We start from the raw sequence: 16,884 nt of genomic DNA, 5'->3' as shown, positions 1-16,884 counted from the left end.
GTATTCCTTGTGTGTACAAGGTACTCAAAGCTAAACGCTAGGCACAAAAAATGGCCCACCTGAATTTTCAGATCGGCTCAAAGCGTTTTGCCCTGAATACCGTACTGCCACAAGAAATACGTGGACTTTAATAAATGAGTTGCAAACCGAAAATAGAGCCTTAATAAAGGTTTCTACGCCTATATGGTTCGCTGTGCTTCTTTGAAAGAAACTAGGCTAAATATAAATAAATGGCTCATTGGCAAATTGTCATTGTTCATCAATGATGAACGGCATTCAATATAGATCTACGTTGTTTTTCTGTCAAATAAAAAAGCAACCCATTGCTGAGTTGCTTCAGACCACCTGTAAAATACAGGTGGTAATGATTAGGCGGTCACAACACACTTTCAAATTTTGCTAATGCCTGTTGTTCTTTTTCAAAAGCTTGACTGCGGAGTTTATTGGCTTGCAAAGCTAGTTTGTTGATTTCCTGCATTATGGATTTTTCCAATAACGGCACACTAACGTTGGCTAAATGATGCTGGTCAATCTCAAAAATCACTGAGCCATAGGTGTGACGTTGAATCAAAGGCAATGCCCAAGGGGAATTTAGCCAAACATAGAGATAGCCTGCTAATTCGCTGGATTTTGGATTAACTCGCAATAAATGTTCGCTTGCGACCCAATTTTCCCAATAAGAAGGTATGAGTACCACTTTGCCTATTGTTCCACTCCGAGTGACTAAAATCATATTTTCTTTTAATTGAAGTTCTTCAGCTATTCTGTCTCCGTGCTGTTTAAGAGAAAGATATTTTTCGCCCCTTGGATCAAGTTCAAGAATTTCCTTTCCACCTAAAAACGGTACACCAAATTCAGGGGAAACATAATATCGTTTGTACCTACCAGGTAAGAAGATTGAACTTACTAATTCCCTATCAGCTAAATTACTCACTGTTTGGGCGTGTTGTTTGAGATGTTGTTCAATTTTTTGCACCACGGGGTGATGAAAATTGGCTTCAAACCTGCCTGAAAGTTGTTGGCTGTTGATGCTAAACGTATAGGGCTGATTATCTCTTTGCTCAAAAACTTCAAGTGCGGGCAGTTTTAAAGCCGTTTTAAGCAACTGCTCCGCCTGCTGTAACAGGTGGTTGGATTTATCACGTAGATCAAAAGAATCCACTACCAGCTGATGAATTTCGGCTTTGAGCGTGTCAGGGGCGTTAGGGATTTTTATACTCAAAATGTGGCTTGGTTCAATTTGACTAACAACTGAACCGTGCGTGAGTGAATTAGTAATAAGATAGCCGTATTCTGATTTAAAAAATGCGTATAAGTACCCTGCAAATTTAGGTGCTGAAATTCTAATAGCGTGTTCACTTACTAGAAGTTTTGATAGCGTTTCATTTACATAGGTAACTTTTCCAATCGTCCCCGAACGAGATAAAAGTAACTGTCCTCTAATAACACTTACAACATCATTTGGCGGCATCCATTTTTGTGGTTCAGGATTTATAGCCAGCATTTCAGCACTACCAATAAAACCCATTAAATTTTCAGATTTCTTCCTATAATCTCGTTTAAACCGCCCAGGATAGAAGCAATTATCAACAAGTCGAGAAAGAGAAATTGAACCATATCTCCCGCTTTCTATTTTCAACTTCGCCTTTTCCGCTTCGGTGGCATACACGCTGGCTTCTAGGCGTAAGCCTGCGTTAATCACTTCTTCCAGTGGCACGCTGACCCAGTTAAACGGCTGTGCAAGCGGTGAAGTGGATGCGAAATTTTGCACATTGTTTACCATTCAATACCTTCTTCTTTTTTCCAACGTGCAAAAACTTCAGGCACAGCAAGGGTTTGGTCGTCGGGGATTTTGTCAAATCGTTTGGTTTTTTCACCGCTTACATCGGCGCTGCTTTCTTCCACCTCCTGCAAAATTTCATCACCGTTTTCATCTCGCAAATAGGTATTTACGCCACGTTTATCGTGTCCGACTTTGTCCACCACTGCCATAAAAATATTGTAAGGCTGCATTTTGCCTTCCAAATCGGCTTTCTTTTCGGCTTCGGTTTTCTTTTGCAAAATCAAAATAGAGGTTTGCACGCCTGTGTGTGGCTGGAAAGTATTGGAATCCAAATCCACGCTGGCGATGATTTTGGCTTCTTTGAGTAGCCATTGGCGGATATAGCCTAAACCGGGTGCGCCTAAAATGTTGTCAGGCAAGACAATCGCCATTCGCCCCGCAGGTTTTAATAATTGCAGGCAGCGTTCGACAAAAAGTTGCTCTGGCGGTGCGGCGGACGTTACTGATTTTTTGAGCCACTCTGTGCCGCCTTTTTTCTTCGGGTTTTCCCAACCGTGTCCGATTTCGTATTGGTTGAGCATATATTCTTGCTGAATGGTGATTTTGCTGCCAAATGGTGGATTGGTAATAATCACGTCAAATAAGCCGATGTCTTGATGGCTTTTAAATTGGCTGGCGGAAATGCCCAATGCTTTGGCAAGGTTTTCTTTAAAATCACTTTCCCACAAATGCGGCGGCAATAGGCTATCGTTGCGTAAAATGTTACCGCTGCCGTCGTTGTTCATCACCATATTCATTTTGGTTGCTTTAACCAGTTCAGGGGCAATATCAAAACCGAAAAAGGAGCTGGCTGCCGCTTCGCTGATACGTTGTTGCAAGGCTTTTTTCTCGTCGTCGCCCCATTGGTGTTCGTCTGCCCCCAAGTCTTTTGCCCAATCTTGTTTGAGCTGTTCGATAACCATATTCATCGCCGTAACCAAAAATCCGCCCGTACCGCAGGCTGGATCGAGTATTTTCTCGTCCAGTTTTGGGTTGATCATCTTAACCGCCATATGCATCACGTTGCGTGGCGTGAAAAATTGCCCACGGTCGCCTTTTAAGTTTGAACCGACAATTTCTTCATAGGCTCTGCCTTTTAAATCCACGTCGGTGGCTAAAAAGCTATAACCTTGCAATTCGCTGACGATTTCTACAAGGCTGCGTGACGAAAGTTTGATTTCGTCGTTGGCTTCAAAAATTTGGGAAAACTGTCTTTTTACGCCAGCAAAAATGTTGTTGATTCGCTCTTTGCAGGCATTTTGACCATCTAAATTGCCCTTTTCCGTGGACGAAACGTAAAATTCCAGTGGTTTAGGAATGTTGCGTTCATCACGGATTTTGCAAAAGATGATTTTTAGAAATTCAAAAAAGGCGTTTTCTTTGTTGAAACCATCATAAAGATGAATGGATTCGTGGCAACGTCGAAAGGCTAAAAAGAGATTATCTCCGTCGGCACGTGCTAGTTTATTACGTTTTGGGCGATCAATATCATCGGTATTGCCTGTTACATCGGGAATATCGTTAAAGGCAATAAATTCATATTGCTGCGTTTGTTGATTAAAAATCTTGCGTAAAACTTTGCGCTCTTTTTTGTTTGTCCACAAGCCCCATTCGCAATTCGGACATACGGTCATATAGCTTTTGAGCTGTTCAATACCGTCTTTTTTATCGTTGGAAGAAACGTTTTCTTTTTTGCACTCTACAATAATTTGAATGTTTTCTTGGGTTTGCGGCAAATCTTTGGTATAAATGACCACATCGGCTCTCGGCTTGCGGCTGCCAACTTGTAAAGTAACTTCTACACCAATGCGATCTTTGGGGTATTTCAGCTCATTAACCAAACGCTTTTCAATGTTTTGGCGAACGTATTCTTCGGGTGTGTCAGGACGAAATTGACCTGTGATAAAATCGGCAATTTTGCCTTCAGGAATGGTTCGAAAAACAGGAGAGTTAGCCATTTATGCCTCCTGGAATAACGCTTGGCAAGCAAACGGTGAAATTGAAACTATTGCGTTGAACATTTTTGTAATCCTTAGTTTGTTAAGTGATTTATTGATTAGAAGAGATCTCTTTAAAAGCAATAGCAAAAGCATTTTTAATGTTTTCAGGCATTGAACGGTAATCAGTAATCAATTTTTCTTCTTGATTAGACATATCACTTTCTTTGGTTGCCGATTGAAACATAGCACCTTTACCAGTTAATAACCAAGTAATACTAATTCCTAATGCTTCGTGAATTTTTACTAATCCTTCCACATTCGGATCTCGTCCTTCATTAAGATAATTCATGGCTGAACGATAAGAGATTCCCGTCAATTCTGAAAACTCTTTTATGCTCATGCCTTTTACTTCTAAAATTTGTTTTAGTCTGTCTGATATGCACATTGTTTCATATTTCTCTTGTTAAAAGTGAATGATTGTGATATATTGTACACAATCAATATGAATTATGTTTCATATTCTAATTTAATCAAGGTATAACCGCAATATGGCATCTCATTTTCTCTTAACTAGCAAAGCTCGCTCGCTTTCATCTATTAAGATAGCTCGCCTATCTGACGATGAAGCATTTAGCTTATTGTGCGAGCTACGTTGGGGAAGTAAAGAAGTAGTGGTTTGCCCTAAATGCGGTGTGCAACATAAAGCCTATTTCATCTCTACACGCAAACAATGGCGGTGCAAGCATTGCAAACACACATTTAGTATTACATCAGGGACAATTTTTGCGAACCATAAATTGCCCATTCAAACTTACTTATTCGCTATCGCTTTATTTGTGAATGCAGTAAAAGGGATTTCAGCCTGTCAACTCTCTCGTGATTTAAATGTGCAGTACAAAACGGCTTTCACTCTTGCTCACAAAATCCGTGAAAGTTTGATGGTACAACGTGAGCTATTTCCATTATCAGGTGAAGTCCATATTGATGGCACTTACGTACATTCCGCACCTCGCCCAAAGAATAAGAAAGACGAACGTGTGGATAGACGGTTAAAAGTCCATACCAATCCAAACAAGCGTGCGGTTTTGGTGATGCGTGAGCGTTATTCAGAACAGGAAACTTCTTCTAATCCGCAATTAGTCGGTGCAAAGAAAACCATCACGTTTCCCATTCTCTCAGAGAATACCGAAACAGTGAAGAAGTTGGCAACCGCCTATATTGAGCGAAACAGTCGCATTCATGCAGATGAAAACTCAGCTTATGATGAATTAATCGTTAATTACGATTTGCAACGAGTAAACCATCAGCGTGAATACCGTAGTGATGAAGGGATTACCAACAACCTTGCCGAAAGTTACTTTGCTCGTTTCAAACGAATGTATTACGGACAAGTCCATAAAATGAGTAATTTGTACCTTGATAACTATGCCAATGAAATTGCCTATCGGGAAGATACTCGTAAACAAGATAACTTAACCCTTTTCAATGATGTTATCAGTAAATGTCTCAACACATCATCGGATAACGACTGGAAAGGATATTGGCAAGGTCATCACAGACAAGTAGAACGGTTGGTAATGTAATGGCATATACTCTTGATAAAAAACTCAAAGAACTTGAATTTGAGCGTAAACAAGTACGAGAACATCTCTCTCTGCTTGATGATAAAATCTATACTTTACGCAAAGCAATTCAGATAATGGAAGAAGAGCATCGAGATGTTACCGAATACGATACCTCACAATTCCAATATCGTACTCGCCGCCGCCGTTTTACCACAAATTCAGCTACCTTAATTATCTGTTTACTCAAAACAGAGCCAAATCGTTATTGGCGAGTTGAAGAAATTACAAAAGAAATTCTCATTGCAGATAATCAACCCAATACCCCTGTAAATCGCACCTATATTAAGAATGTTCATGCGGCAATGGATAGGTTGCTCAAAAAAGGCATTGTAGAACGGCAGTCAGACAAGGCTCACAAGGTGGCTTTATGGCGATTAAAAACCGAGAAATAACGGCTGTTTTCTATGCAGCAATCTCTTTCAATCGCCACTGAATTACCTTAACCGAAGATTTCTCTTGCAAAACCTGTCTCTCAACAATGCCTTTCTCCTGTAATCGTCTTAATGCATGTGAAAAGGCTGTTACAATTGAATGATGCTGAGATTTATTCTCTCTTTTCCCTTCAATTTCAAAAGCCTTAAACATTATCTCTTTCGCTGACATCCATTGGTTTGGGTAATGTTTAAACACTTTTGCAATATAATCGCTAGGGAGATAAGCGTATATTGAAATCGTACTCCCATCACCAATAGATTTGGCTTTCCGCTTTCTTTCCTTCTTGATGGGGCTTGAAAACGGGTCACTCTGTAATGCTACTAATGCTTGTTGTAGAGTTACTTGATGCTCTTTCGCCTTTTCAATACATTGCTCAAAGTGCGAAATTTGTTGCGTGAGTTCAGCTATTTTCTGCCGAATAAGGGTTTCCCCACTCATTCTTGCCATAAATAAAAATCCTTATGATGTAAAATAACCACAAGGATTTTAGTCAAATTTAGTTAATTGGTCTTTGTGCAACTGCTACATAATACCGTTCTTATAACGTTTTAGAGTATTCTCTATCTTTATTCTCTAATGGATAATGGGGCGGTAATTCAGGGTGAGTTGACTCCTCATCTAATGGCGCCACAGGTGGAGAGACTTTATTGTCTTCTGGTGTTGATTTTTCCTTACCTAATAATTTCGGCTGCAGTTTAGGAAAGTTCGTATTAGGGGATAGCCAAATTGCAAGCAATGCATCATTAAATTCAGCACTAAATTCATAATCCAAAATAGTGTCATTCAGTACGAAATAACCTTTTTCTTCTAATGCAATATAATTTAAAACGTCATTAGGGGAAAAATCAGGCAATAAGGTTTTTAACACATTCAGATGTTCTTGCTGATTAATCGTAGCTAATTTCAATGTTTCAATTTCTTTCATTAAGCTAATCGCAAAACTTTTCCCCTCAATAGGTTTTGCATAATTAAAAGTCAGCATTAATGGACGGGTATTTTCTTCATATTGACCTGTTTCAGTATAAAGGCTTAAGGTATAAACGTGGAATGGTCCCCAGTTATAATCTGCTTTACCCACATTGAGCCATTGTGCAGAAAGTGCGGTGGAAAAAACGCATAAAATTGAAAATAAAAATGTGTTAAGTTTCATTATTTATCCATAGCTAAACACGACTGAGGCTGATTATAGCAAAACCAATCAAAAAGCAAAAAGAAAAGGCGAGCATTTTCGCTCACCTTTGTTTTATTTCAATTTTTTATAGTTATTTTAAACCTTATGGTTGCTTACTTTAAGCTACCTACCATATCTTCTGGGCGAACCCATTCATCAAATTGTTCTGCAGTTAATAAACCTAAATTAATTGCTTCTTCTTTTAATGTTGTCCCATTTTTGTGTGCAGTTTTTGCGATTTTCGCTGCATTTTCATAACCGATATGAGTGTTAAGTGCGGTTACTAACATTAAAGAATCATCAAGTTGTTTTTTGATGCGTGGGAAGTTAGGTTCGATACCCACTGCACAGTGCTCATCAAATGACACGCAAGCATCCGCAAGCAATTGTGCCGATTGTAAGAAGTTTGCTGCCATGACTGGTTTGAACACGTTCAATTGGAAGTGACCTTGTGTACCTGCAAATGAAATGGTGGTGTCGTTACCTAACACTTGTGCGCATACCATTGTCATTGCTTCACATTGAGTTGGGTTAACTTTACCTGGCATAATTGATGATCCTGGTTCATTTTCAGGAATTAAGATTTCCCCAATACCAGAACGAGGACCTGATGCTAATAAACGGATGTCATTTGCGATTTTGTATAAAGATACGGCTAATTGTTTCAATGCTCCATGAGTTTCGACAACGGCATCGTGCGTTGCTAAAGCTTCAAATTTGTTTTCTGCTGTGATAAATGGCAAACCAGTGAATTTTGCGATGTAATCCGCCACTTTCACATCATAACCTTTTGGAGTATTTAAACCTGTACCAACGGCTGTACCACCTAATGCTAATTGTGCAAGGTGTGGAAGGGTATTTTTCAATGCACGTAAACCGAAGTCTAACTGTGCTGCATAAGCTGAGAACTCTTGACCTAATGTTAATGGCGTTGCATCCATTAAATGAGTACGACCGATTTTAACTACATCTTTAAATGCTTCTGCTTTTTGTGCTAAGGTTTTTTGCAAACGTTCAACACAAGGAATCGTTACTTCAACCACTTTTTTATAAGCTGCGATGTGCATTGCGGTTGGGTAAGTATCATTTGATGATTGAGATTTGTTTACGTCGTCGTTTGGATGGATAATGGATTTTTCCCCAAGTTTACCGCCATTTAACACATGAGCACGGTTTGAAATCACTTCATTTAGGTTCATGTTGGATTGTGTACCTGAACCCGTTTGCCAAATCACGAGTGGGAATTGATCATCTAATTTATTTGCTAAAATTTCATCACATGCTTTTGCAATTAAATCACGTTTCTCAACAGATAAGACACCTAAATCATGGTTTGCGTAAGCAGCTGCTTTTTTTAGATAACCAAAGGCTTCGATAATTTCTTTTGGCATAGAGGCTTCAGGGCCAATTTTGAAATTATTACGAGAGCGTTCAGTTTGTGCAGCCCAATATTTATCTGCAGGAACTTGCACTTCACCCATAGTGTCTTTTTCGATACGAAATGTCATAGTGATTACCTCTTGTTGAAAAAATATTAAAAATAATAATGAAATTCTAACACTTGAGAGTTAGTTGTGGAATCAATCAACAGTAGCAAAACATAGTTTTGTGACTTAGATCATAAAGTGCGGTCTGTTTTCTAAAAATTTTGCAAAAAGTGAAAAGAAAATCCAAGATTGGGTAATTATCATTTTATCTTCTGCTACTTTTTCGATAGAATCTTCAGATTATACTTTAAGTCAGGATTTATGCTATCAATGTCTAAAAATGCGCAGTTTTATTTGTTAAGTGAACAATCCCAAGTTGAGAAAATAGCTTGTGATTTAGCTGCTTCAGCTTGGCGCTTGGGTAAGCGTGTGCTAATCGCGTGTGAAACTGAGCAACAGGCGCTAGATATTGATGAAGCACTGTGGGTAAGAGATGTAGAAGAATTTGTACCACATAATTTATCCGGTGAAGTGACGACTTATGCGACTCCAATTGAAATTAGTTGGAAAGGAAAACGTAATGCACAACGTCGAGATTTATTAATCAATTTGCAAACTGAAATCCCTGATTATGTCAGTAGTTTTAATCACATGATTGATTTTGTTCCTGTAGAAGAAAATCTGAAAGTGTTAGCTCGTGAGCGTTATAAGCAGTTAAGACAACTTGGCTGGCAATTATCAACAGAGCAAACCAAATAAGGGGAAATGATGAAATTAGCCGAAGCCTTAATGGAACGTGCAGATGCGCAACGTCGTTTGGCGCAACTCAATCAACGTTTACAACAAAATGCGAAATACCAAGAAGGTGAAAAGCCTGCTGAACATCCTGCTGATTTATTGGTGGAATATCAAGAGGTCGCTGATCAACTAGAAAAATTGATAGTGAAAATTAACCAAGCCAATAATCAAATTTTATTAACAAATGAAGTGAAAATGGTAGAAGCGTTAGCGAAACGTGATCGTTTGAAAGAAGAACATTCTATCTTAATTAAATTAGCGGAAGCTGCATTGCCAGAGCAAGACCGTTATAGTCGCAGTGAAATTAAAATGCTTTCAGCGGTGAATATCAAAGAGATCCGCAAAAAAGCAGATCAAGTGGCAAAAGCACATCGTGAACTGGATATTTTAATTCAGCAAGCAAATTGGCAATACGATTTGTAAAAGTGCGGTCAGTTTTTAGGTATTTTTATTCAGAGGCGAGCACAAAAAACACTCATGTGGGAACGAAGAGCCGTTCATTTTTCTGAACAACTTCTGCTCCGTACAAGTGATTTCGTACAAATACATTGTATTGTGACAACCCTGTGTTGATCTGAATAAAAATGGGCGGGATAGGGGATTTTATCCGATAAACAAAAGAGGAACATATAATGAGTAAAATTACATTAGCAGGCACACCAATCGAGGTTTTAGGCACATTTCCACAAGTGGGTGATGTGGTGGCTGATTTCACTACCGTTAATAGTAGTTTAGAAGACGTGACGCTTGCTACTTTCTCGGGCAAACGTAAAATTTTAAACATTTTTCCAAGTATTGACACAGGTATTTGTGCGACTTCAGTGCGTAAATTCAATGAGCAAGCGGCAAATTTAGACAATACGGCGGTATTATGTGTTTCCGCAGATTTACCTTTCGCTCAAGCACGTTTCTGCGGTGCAGAAGGTATTGAAAATGTGTCTGTATCTTCCACTTTCCGTAACAAAGAGGTACACAAACAATTAGGCGTAGATATTGTTGAAGGCCCATTAGCAGGATTAACTGCACGTGCCGTTATCGTGTTAGATGAAAATAACCGTGTATTACACAGCGAGTTAGTGCCAGAAATTAAACAAGAGCCAAATTACGAAGTAGCGTTATCAGTGCTTTAATTTTTATTTCTCCTTAGGAATCAAAGCGACATTGATTGTCGCTTTGACTGTTTATATTTTGATGTGGATTTTTTCGAGTTGCTTAAACACTTTTTAATACTCTCGATTATTAAAGTCAGTTGCTTGGATTTTATTCAATGTACAACCTGTACTAAGAAACTGAGCATTCAATCATTTATAAATACATACGGAGATTAATTTATGTTACTAGGTGCTGCTATTGGCGATATCGCGGGTTCTCGTTTTGAACTTAATAATTATAGAAGAACCGATTTTGATTTTATCACCGCAGATTGCGGATTTACAGATGATACTGTTTGTACCGTTGCGGTTGCTGAATGGGCATTAACAAATTTTACCGCTGATCTTGTGCCTATAATGAAAAAATGGTGCAACAAATACCCAAATGCAGGCTATGGTGGTACATTTTATCACTGGATCAAGTTTAACGCAGATCCTAAACCTTATAACAGTTGGGGCAATGGTTCAGCAATGCGAGTATCCCCAGTAGGTTGGTTGTGTAACGATATTGAAAGCGTATTAGAATATGCTAAAAAATCGGCAGAAATTACACATAATCACCCCGAGGGAATTAAGGGCGCACAAGCTACTGCCGCTGCAATTTATTTTGCAAGAATCGGTAAAACAAAATCCTTTATCAAAGACTTTATTGAACAAAATTTTCATTATAATTTGAATCAAACTTGCGATGAGATTCGTCCAACTTATCGGTTTGATGTAAGTTGCCAAGGTACGGTGCCGCAGGCAATTGTTGCTTTCTTAGAAAGTAATGATTTCGAACACGCAATTCGACTCGCAATATCATTAGGCGGCGATTCTGATACTTTAGCCGCAATTACGGGATCTATTGCTGAAGCATTTTATAAAGAGATTCCAGAGGCGATTAAATCGAAAGCTATTCAGCTTTTACCTAAAGAGTTTATAGATATTCTCTCTAGGGTTAAGCATGTATAAAGGACATTTTAAATAGAAAAGAGATAACAGCTCATTTTGATAGTAACTGTTTTTCGATGAATATCGTTACTTTATATAAGTGGTGTGTTTGAGTTAAATGAATACCTACATTTTTTATATAATTTTTTAACAATATTTTATAGTTTTATTATTAACACATTTTTATAAGAGATCCATTCTGCATTTTGGGAGAATACTATGATTGGAAATATTATTTTAGGTGCTTTTGTACCGTTGGTAGTAGATAAGTTTAAGAATTCTAATAAAAATGAAACAGTAGATAGTTTATTAGATGAACATAAAAAAAATAAGATAAGAATGGAAATGGCAGAAGCAGATGCCAAAGTACTACAAGAGATTGCAATAGCTCGCAGAATTGAGCTTGCAGAAGAAGTTCAAATTGAAGAATATTATGATTTAGAGGGTAAGGGAAATTTAGGCGTTGAAGTTAAAAAAGATGGCGGGAACCTTGGAATTTCAGGTACAGGGAAGCGTGTTTCGAAAAGAATTTTTAAATTTAGTGGTGTAAATAGAGAATTACTTGAAACTACTAGCCAGCTATCTCAAGCTACTGATAACGCTTTGTCTTAATTTTTCGTAAAAGTTACTTGATTACTCAAGTAATGTTAGTATTGAATAATTAGAGAAATTTCTCTTAAGTAATATTAATTATAAATCACGTCGATTAAATCAATAAAATATGGAAGATTTATAATCTCGTGCCAACATCCAGATTTAGTTAAATATATCATGAAAATATAGTTTTATTTTTATGACTTTAAAAGAGATAACAAATGACACAAAACTTCGAAATGGCAGATCGTTTTACGCCATCTGCAGTGGAACAAGCCCTGTATAAACACTGGGAAGAAAGCGGTTATTTTAAACCGTCTGAAGATACTTCAAAGCCAAGCTATTCTATTGCCATTCCACCGCCAAACGTAACTGGTAGCCTACATATGGGGCATGCTTTCCAGCAAACATTGATGGATATTTTAATCCGTTTCAATCGTATGGAAGGGCATAACACATTATGGCAAACAGGTACTGACCACGCGGGTATTGCAACCCAAATGGTGGTGGAGCGTAAAATCGCCGCTGAAGAAGGTAAAACTCGTCACGATTATGGACGTGAAGCGTTCATCAATAAAATCTGGGATTGGAAAGCGTATTCAGGCGGTACAATCAGTCAACAAATGCGTCGTTTAGGTAACTCTATCGACTGGGATCGTGAACGTTTCACAATGGACGAGGGTTTATCTGAAGCAGTAAAAGAAGTGTTTGTTCGTTTACACGAAGAAGGCTTAATTTATCGTGGTAAACGTTTAGTTAACTGGGATCCAAAATTACACACTGCGATTTCTGATCTTGAAGTAGAAAACAAAGAGAGCAAAGGTTCACTTTGGCATTTCCGTTATCCATTAGCGAACGGTGCGAAAACCGCAGACGGTAAAGATTACTTGGTGGTAGCGACAACGCGTCCTGAAACAATGTTGGGTGATACCGCTGTGGCTGTACACCCAGAAGATGAACGTTATCAATCACTTATTGGTAAAACAGTCGTATTGCCACTAGCAAATCGTGAAATTCCAATTATCGCTGATGATTATGTAGATCGTGAATTTGGAACAGGTGTTGTGAAAATTACACCAGCACACGACTTCAACGACTATGAAGTGGGTAAACGTCACCAATTACCTATGGTGAACGTAATGACCTTAAACGCAGATATCCGTGCTGAAGCGGAAATTATAGGTTCAGACGGCAAAATTCTTGAAAATTACACCGCACTTATTCCAGCCAAATATCAAGGTATGGAACGTTTTGCGGCACGTAAACAAATCGTGGCAGATTTTGAAGAATTAGGTTTATTAGAAGAAATCAAACCACACGATTTGAAAGTGCCTTATGGCGACCGTGGTGGTGTGCCAATCGAGCCAATGTTAACTGACCAATGGTATGTGAGCGTAAAATCGCTTGCAGAAGTGGCAGTGAAAGCGGTAGAAGACGGCGAAATTCAATTCGTACCAAAACAGTATGAAAATCTCTATTTCTCTTGGATGCGTGACATTCAAGACTGGTGTATTTCTCGTCAATTATGGTGGGGACACCGTATTCCAGCTTGGTATGATGAGCAAGGTAATGTGTATGTTGCACGTGATGAAGCAGAAGTGCGAGCAAAACACAATTTACCTGCAGATTTACCATTAAAACAAGATGAAGACGTGTTGGATACTTGGTTCTCATCAGGTTTATGGACTTTCTCAACGCTTGGTTGGCCAAATCAAACACCAGATCTGAAAATGTTCCATTCAACAGATGTGTTGATCACGGGCTTTGACATCATTTTCTTCTGGGTTGCTCGTATGATTATGTTCACAATGCATTTTGTGAAAGATGAAAACGGCAAACCACAAGTGCCATTCAAAACTGTTTATGTAACAGGCTTGATTCGTGATGAACAAGGACAAAAAATGTCCAAATCAAAAGGTAACGTGATTGATCCATTGGATATGATTGATGGCATTGATCTGGAAAGCCTGTTAGAAAAACGCACTGGCAACATGATGCAGCCGCAATTGGCGGAGAAAATTTCTAAAGCAACAGTCAAAGCATTTCCTGAAGGTATTGCAGAACACGGTACCGATGCGTTACGTTTCACATTAACTGCGTTAGCGACTAATGGTCGTGATATTAACTGGGATATGAAACGCTTAGAAGGTTACCGCAATTTCTGTAACAAATTATGGAATGCTAGCCGTTTTGTGTTGACTAATGATAAATTGGATCTCAGCGAAGGTTCGGTGGAATATTCTGTGGCGGATCGTTGGATCCAGTCAGAATTTAATCGCACGGTAGAAGCCTTTCGCAGTGCATTAGCACAATTCCGTTTCGATTTATGTGCAACCGCATTGTATGAGTTCACTTGGAACCAATTCTGTGACTGGTATTTAGAATTAACGAAACCTGTGTTTGCTAGCGGCAGTTCTGCCCAAAAACGGGGTGCTAGTCAAACATTGATCAATGTGTTAGAAAAATTATTGCGCTTAACACACCCTGTAATGCCATTTATCACTGAAGAAATTTGGCAAAAAGTGAAAGAGTTCGCTGGCGTAAATGGTGATACCATTATGTTGCAATCTTTCCCACAATTTGAACAAAGTGCATTAGATTACCAAGCAGAAGCTGAAATTAACTGGATGAAAGAAGTGATTGTTGCAGTACGTAATATTCGTGCAGAAAACAACATTCCACCAAGCAAAGGCTTAGATTTATTATTGCGTAATCTTTCAGATGTGGATCAAAACTCGCTAGAAAACAACCGCACTTTAATCCAAGCAATGGCAAAATTGGATTCGATTCGTGTACTTTCAGCGGATGAAGAAGCGCCACTTTCAGTTGTGAAATTGGTGAACAACGCAGAATTACTCGTGCCAATGGCTGGCTTTATTAATAAAGAAGCAGAACTTGCTCGTTTAAATAAAGAGATTGAAAAATACAACGGTGAAATCCAACGTATTGAAAACAAACTCTCTAACGAAGTATTCGTAGCTAAAGCACCACCAGCGGTTATTGAAAAAGAGCGTGCTAAAATGGCTGAATACGCTGAAGGGTTAAATAAACTCAAACAGCAGTATCAAGCGATTGAAAATCTATAATAAAAAGAGCGGTCAATTTTGACCGCTTTCTTTTTGTGATTTGATATGACTTTTTAAGGTTTGTTCTATTTCATAGATCCAATCAAGTTCGTACTGGGTGAATCCAGCTTGTAAGCGGGCGTCAGTATTGATGACACCTTTGAAAATTACAATGCGGTATTTTTGTAGCAAATCGCTGAAACATTGCATTGCATCTAATCCACGCTTTGCAGATAAAGCGTGATACCAATGGTTGCCAATGCCCACGTGGCCGATTTCATCTCGTAAGATAATATCTAGAATATCCACGGCAGCGAAATCTTTGCGTTGATGAATTTTGTCTTGTAGGAGTGGAGTAGCATCTAGACCACGAGCTTCTAGTACTCGAGGGACTAATGCCATTCTTTCCCAAATATCGTGTGCAGTGGCTTGCGACATCTCCCATAAACCTGCGTGTGCTTCAAAATCGCCATATTGATAACCAAGTCGGTTCAGATGTGCATTAAGCAAGCTAAAATGCGTGCTTTCTTCACGAGCAACACGTAACCAATCTTTAATAAACGCCATTCCCTCGCCCAATTCTTGTTGTGCACAACGACCAAATCGCCAAGCGGCATCTAAGCCAAGGTTAATGGCATTAAATTCAATATGGGCGATAGCGTGTAATGTGGCAGCATAGCCTTCATCGGTACTAAATGCACGTTTGGGGACATCTTTCGGCGCAACTAATTTAGGGCTGTCAGGAAAGCCTGCAATGTCCTGCTCAGGTGTCACTATTGGGAAATCTTCAATTTCCGTAAAATTGATTGTAGGTAAAAGCCCATCATAAAGAGCATTGACTAATTGGCATTTTTTCTCAGGTTGAGTTTCCTGTAATGCTTGAATAACGTCTTGCCAAAGTGCGGTCATATTTTTCCTTTTTTATTTTTCTATAATCTTTTATTTTCCAGTACGATAGCGGATTAGGCCTTCTTGCTGAGTGGTTGCAATTAAACGTCCTTTCGTATCGAAAATTTGCCCTCGCGCTAATCCACGCGCACCAGAGGCATTGTTACTTTCGATCGCATAAAGTAACCAATCATTAAGATCAAAAGTGCGGTGGAACCAAATCGAATGATCGATTGTGGCGACTTTCATTCCGGCTTGTAAGAAACCTTTTTCGTGAGGGTGAAGTGCGGTCAATAAACAGTGAAAATCTGAAAAGTAAGCTAGTAAACATTGTTGGATTCTTTGATCTAAAGGCGCTTCTCCATTTGATTTTACCCAAGCAAATTGTTCTGCAGGTAATTTTTTACCTTGGAAAGGGTTATTGATATATTTTGCGCGAATATCAAATGGTCTTTCTGCAGTAAATTTTGTGCGCACTGGTTCTGGTAATAATGAAGCGAGCTTTTGAATAGTATCGCTTTCTGAAATGAGCTGTTCTGGTGAGGCAACTTCAGGCATTGAACTTTGGTGCTCAAAACCTTGTTCTTCTTTTTGGAAAGATGCAGTGATGTGGCAAATCGGCTCATTATGTTGAATAGCTTTAACACGATATGCACTAAAACTACGTCCTTCTCGTAGCGTTTCCACATCATAGATAATCGGGTGTTTGCTCTCGCCGGGGGATAAAAAATAAGCGTGGCAAGAATGTAAAATACGATCTTGTGGTGCCACTTGAATTGCCGCAGAAAGGGCTTGTGCCACAACTTGTCCACCAAAGACTTGCGGTAAACCAAGATCTTCACTATTACCACGAAACAAGAAGTCATCAAGACGCTCTAATTTAAGTAACTCAATCAGATTATTTAATGCATTTGACATCGTTCATTCCTCATATAAACAGCAAGATTAGGAATTTTCCTTAATATTCCAAATATTATAAAAAGTAAGCGAATCCACGAAATTTAACAATCAACGTTTGCAAAATAGGGGCGCTTA

General features: G+C 38.8%; 16 protein-coding genes. 8 read left to right on the top strand and 8 right to left on the bottom strand.

Annotated elements, in window-relative coordinates:
• Positions 1-376: 376 nt before the first annotated feature.
• The 3 genes from CKV78_RS05390 to CKV78_RS05380 form a co-directional block, all read right to left on the bottom strand.
• The gene (locus CKV78_RS05390; RefSeq protein ID WP_005762681.1) at positions 377-1,783 is read right to left on the bottom strand and encodes a restriction endonuclease subunit S; all 1,407 of its coding nucleotides are present in this window, start codon (positions 1,781-1,783) and stop codon (positions 377-379) included.
• A complete protein-coding gene (locus CKV78_RS05385; protein WP_005762679.1) occupies positions 1,777-3,780 on the bottom strand; it encodes an N-6 DNA methylase in 2,004 nt (667 codons plus the stop codon). The genes CKV78_RS05390 and CKV78_RS05385 overlap by 7 nt, the downstream gene beginning before the upstream one ends.
• A 91-nt stretch (positions 3,781-3,871) precedes the next feature.
• Positions 3,872-4,207 (bottom strand): helix-turn-helix domain-containing protein, encoded by a 336-nt coding sequence (locus tag CKV78_RS05380; protein ID WP_005762678.1) that lies wholly within the window; start codon positions 4,205-4,207, stop codon positions 3,872-3,874.
• 103 nt (positions 4,208-4,310) lie between these two features.
• Between CKV78_RS05380 and CKV78_RS05375 the strand changes: the two genes are divergently transcribed.
• A complete protein-coding gene (locus CKV78_RS05375) occupies positions 4,311-5,345 on the top strand; it encodes an IS1595 family transposase (RefSeq protein ID WP_005762677.1) in 1,035 nt (344 codons plus the stop codon).
• Positions 5,345-5,779, top strand: a complete 435-nt coding sequence (locus CKV78_RS05370; RefSeq protein ID WP_005762676.1) for a hypothetical protein — start codon at positions 5,345-5,347, stop codon at positions 5,777-5,779. Before CKV78_RS05375 ends, CKV78_RS05370 begins: the two co-directional genes overlap by 1 nt.
• A gap of 10 nt (positions 5,780-5,789) precedes the next feature.
• On the opposite strand, the gene CKV78_RS10625 is transcribed toward CKV78_RS05370, so the two are convergent.
• The 3 genes from CKV78_RS10625 to fumC all read right to left on the bottom strand — a co-directional run bounded on the left by CKV78_RS10625 (position 5,790) and on the right by fumC (position 8,501).
• On the bottom strand, positions 5,790-6,269 hold the full coding sequence (locus CKV78_RS10625; RefSeq protein ID WP_005762675.1) for a hypothetical protein: 480 nt from the start codon (positions 6,267-6,269) through the stop codon (positions 5,790-5,792).
• Between the two features lie 91 nt (positions 6,270-6,360).
• A complete protein-coding gene (locus tag CKV78_RS05360; protein ID WP_005762673.1) occupies positions 6,361-6,972 on the bottom strand; it encodes a hypothetical protein in 612 nt (203 codons plus the stop codon).
• Between the two features lie 134 nt (positions 6,973-7,106).
• Positions 7,107-8,501 carry a class II fumarate hydratase gene (fumC, locus tag CKV78_RS05355; RefSeq protein WP_005762672.1) on the bottom strand — a complete coding sequence of 465 codons (1,395 nt, stop codon included), beginning with the start codon at positions 8,499-8,501 and terminating at the stop codon, positions 7,107-7,109.
• 249 nt (positions 8,502-8,750) lie between these two features.
• Here fumC and CKV78_RS05350 point away from each other — a divergent pair, with 249 nt between their 5' ends.
• From CKV78_RS05350 to CKV78_RS05320, 6 genes are all read left to right on the top strand, one after another.
• Positions 8,751-9,179, top strand: a complete 429-nt coding sequence (locus CKV78_RS05350) for a DNA polymerase III subunit chi (protein WP_005762670.1) — start codon at positions 8,751-8,753, stop codon at positions 9,177-9,179.
• A 9-nt stretch (positions 9,180-9,188) separates the two neighbouring features.
• The gene (locus CKV78_RS05345; protein WP_032855210.1) at positions 9,189-9,641 is read left to right on the top strand and encodes a DIP1984 family protein; all 453 of its coding nucleotides are present in this window, start codon (positions 9,189-9,191) and stop codon (positions 9,639-9,641) included.
• Positions 9,642-9,850: 209 nt separating this feature from the next.
• Positions 9,851-10,348 carry a thiol peroxidase gene (gene tpx / locus CKV78_RS05335; protein WP_005762666.1) on the top strand — a complete coding sequence of 166 codons (498 nt, stop codon included), beginning with the start codon at positions 9,851-9,853 and terminating at the stop codon, positions 10,346-10,348.
• Between the two features lie 201 nt (positions 10,349-10,549).
• The gene (locus CKV78_RS05330) at positions 10,550-11,323 is read left to right on the top strand and encodes an ADP-ribosylglycohydrolase family protein (RefSeq protein WP_005762664.1); all 774 of its coding nucleotides are present in this window, start codon (positions 10,550-10,552) and stop codon (positions 11,321-11,323) included.
• A 198-nt stretch (positions 11,324-11,521) separates the two neighbouring features.
• Positions 11,522-11,914, top strand: coding sequence for a hypothetical protein (locus CKV78_RS05325; protein ID WP_005762663.1), 393 nt, complete (start codon positions 11,522-11,524; stop codon positions 11,912-11,914).
• Between the two features lie 203 nt (positions 11,915-12,117).
• Positions 12,118-14,982, top strand: a complete 2,865-nt coding sequence (locus tag CKV78_RS05320) for a valine--tRNA ligase (RefSeq protein WP_005762661.1) — start codon at positions 12,118-12,120, stop codon at positions 14,980-14,982.
• Positions 14,983-14,994: 12 nt separating this feature from the next.
• Here CKV78_RS05320 and CKV78_RS05315 read toward each other — a convergent pair whose 3' ends face one another.
• Positions 14,995-15,870, bottom strand: a complete 876-nt coding sequence (locus tag CKV78_RS05315) for a ferritin-like domain-containing protein (RefSeq protein ID WP_005762658.1) — start codon at positions 15,868-15,870, stop codon at positions 14,995-14,997.
• A gap of 30 nt (positions 15,871-15,900) precedes the next feature.
• Positions 15,901-16,767, bottom strand: a complete 867-nt coding sequence (gene tesB, locus CKV78_RS05310; protein WP_005762656.1) for an acyl-CoA thioesterase II — start codon at positions 16,765-16,767, stop codon at positions 15,901-15,903.
• Positions 16,768-16,884 lie beyond the last annotated feature (117 nt).

This window comes from Pasteurella dagmatis, from assembly GCF_900186835.1.
Lineage (GTDB): Bacteria > Pseudomonadota > Gammaproteobacteria > Enterobacterales > Pasteurellaceae > Pasteurella > Pasteurella dagmatis.
The sequence above is the reverse complement of the archived record's forward strand: the minus strand, read 5'-3'. Positions and strand labels throughout refer to the sequence as shown.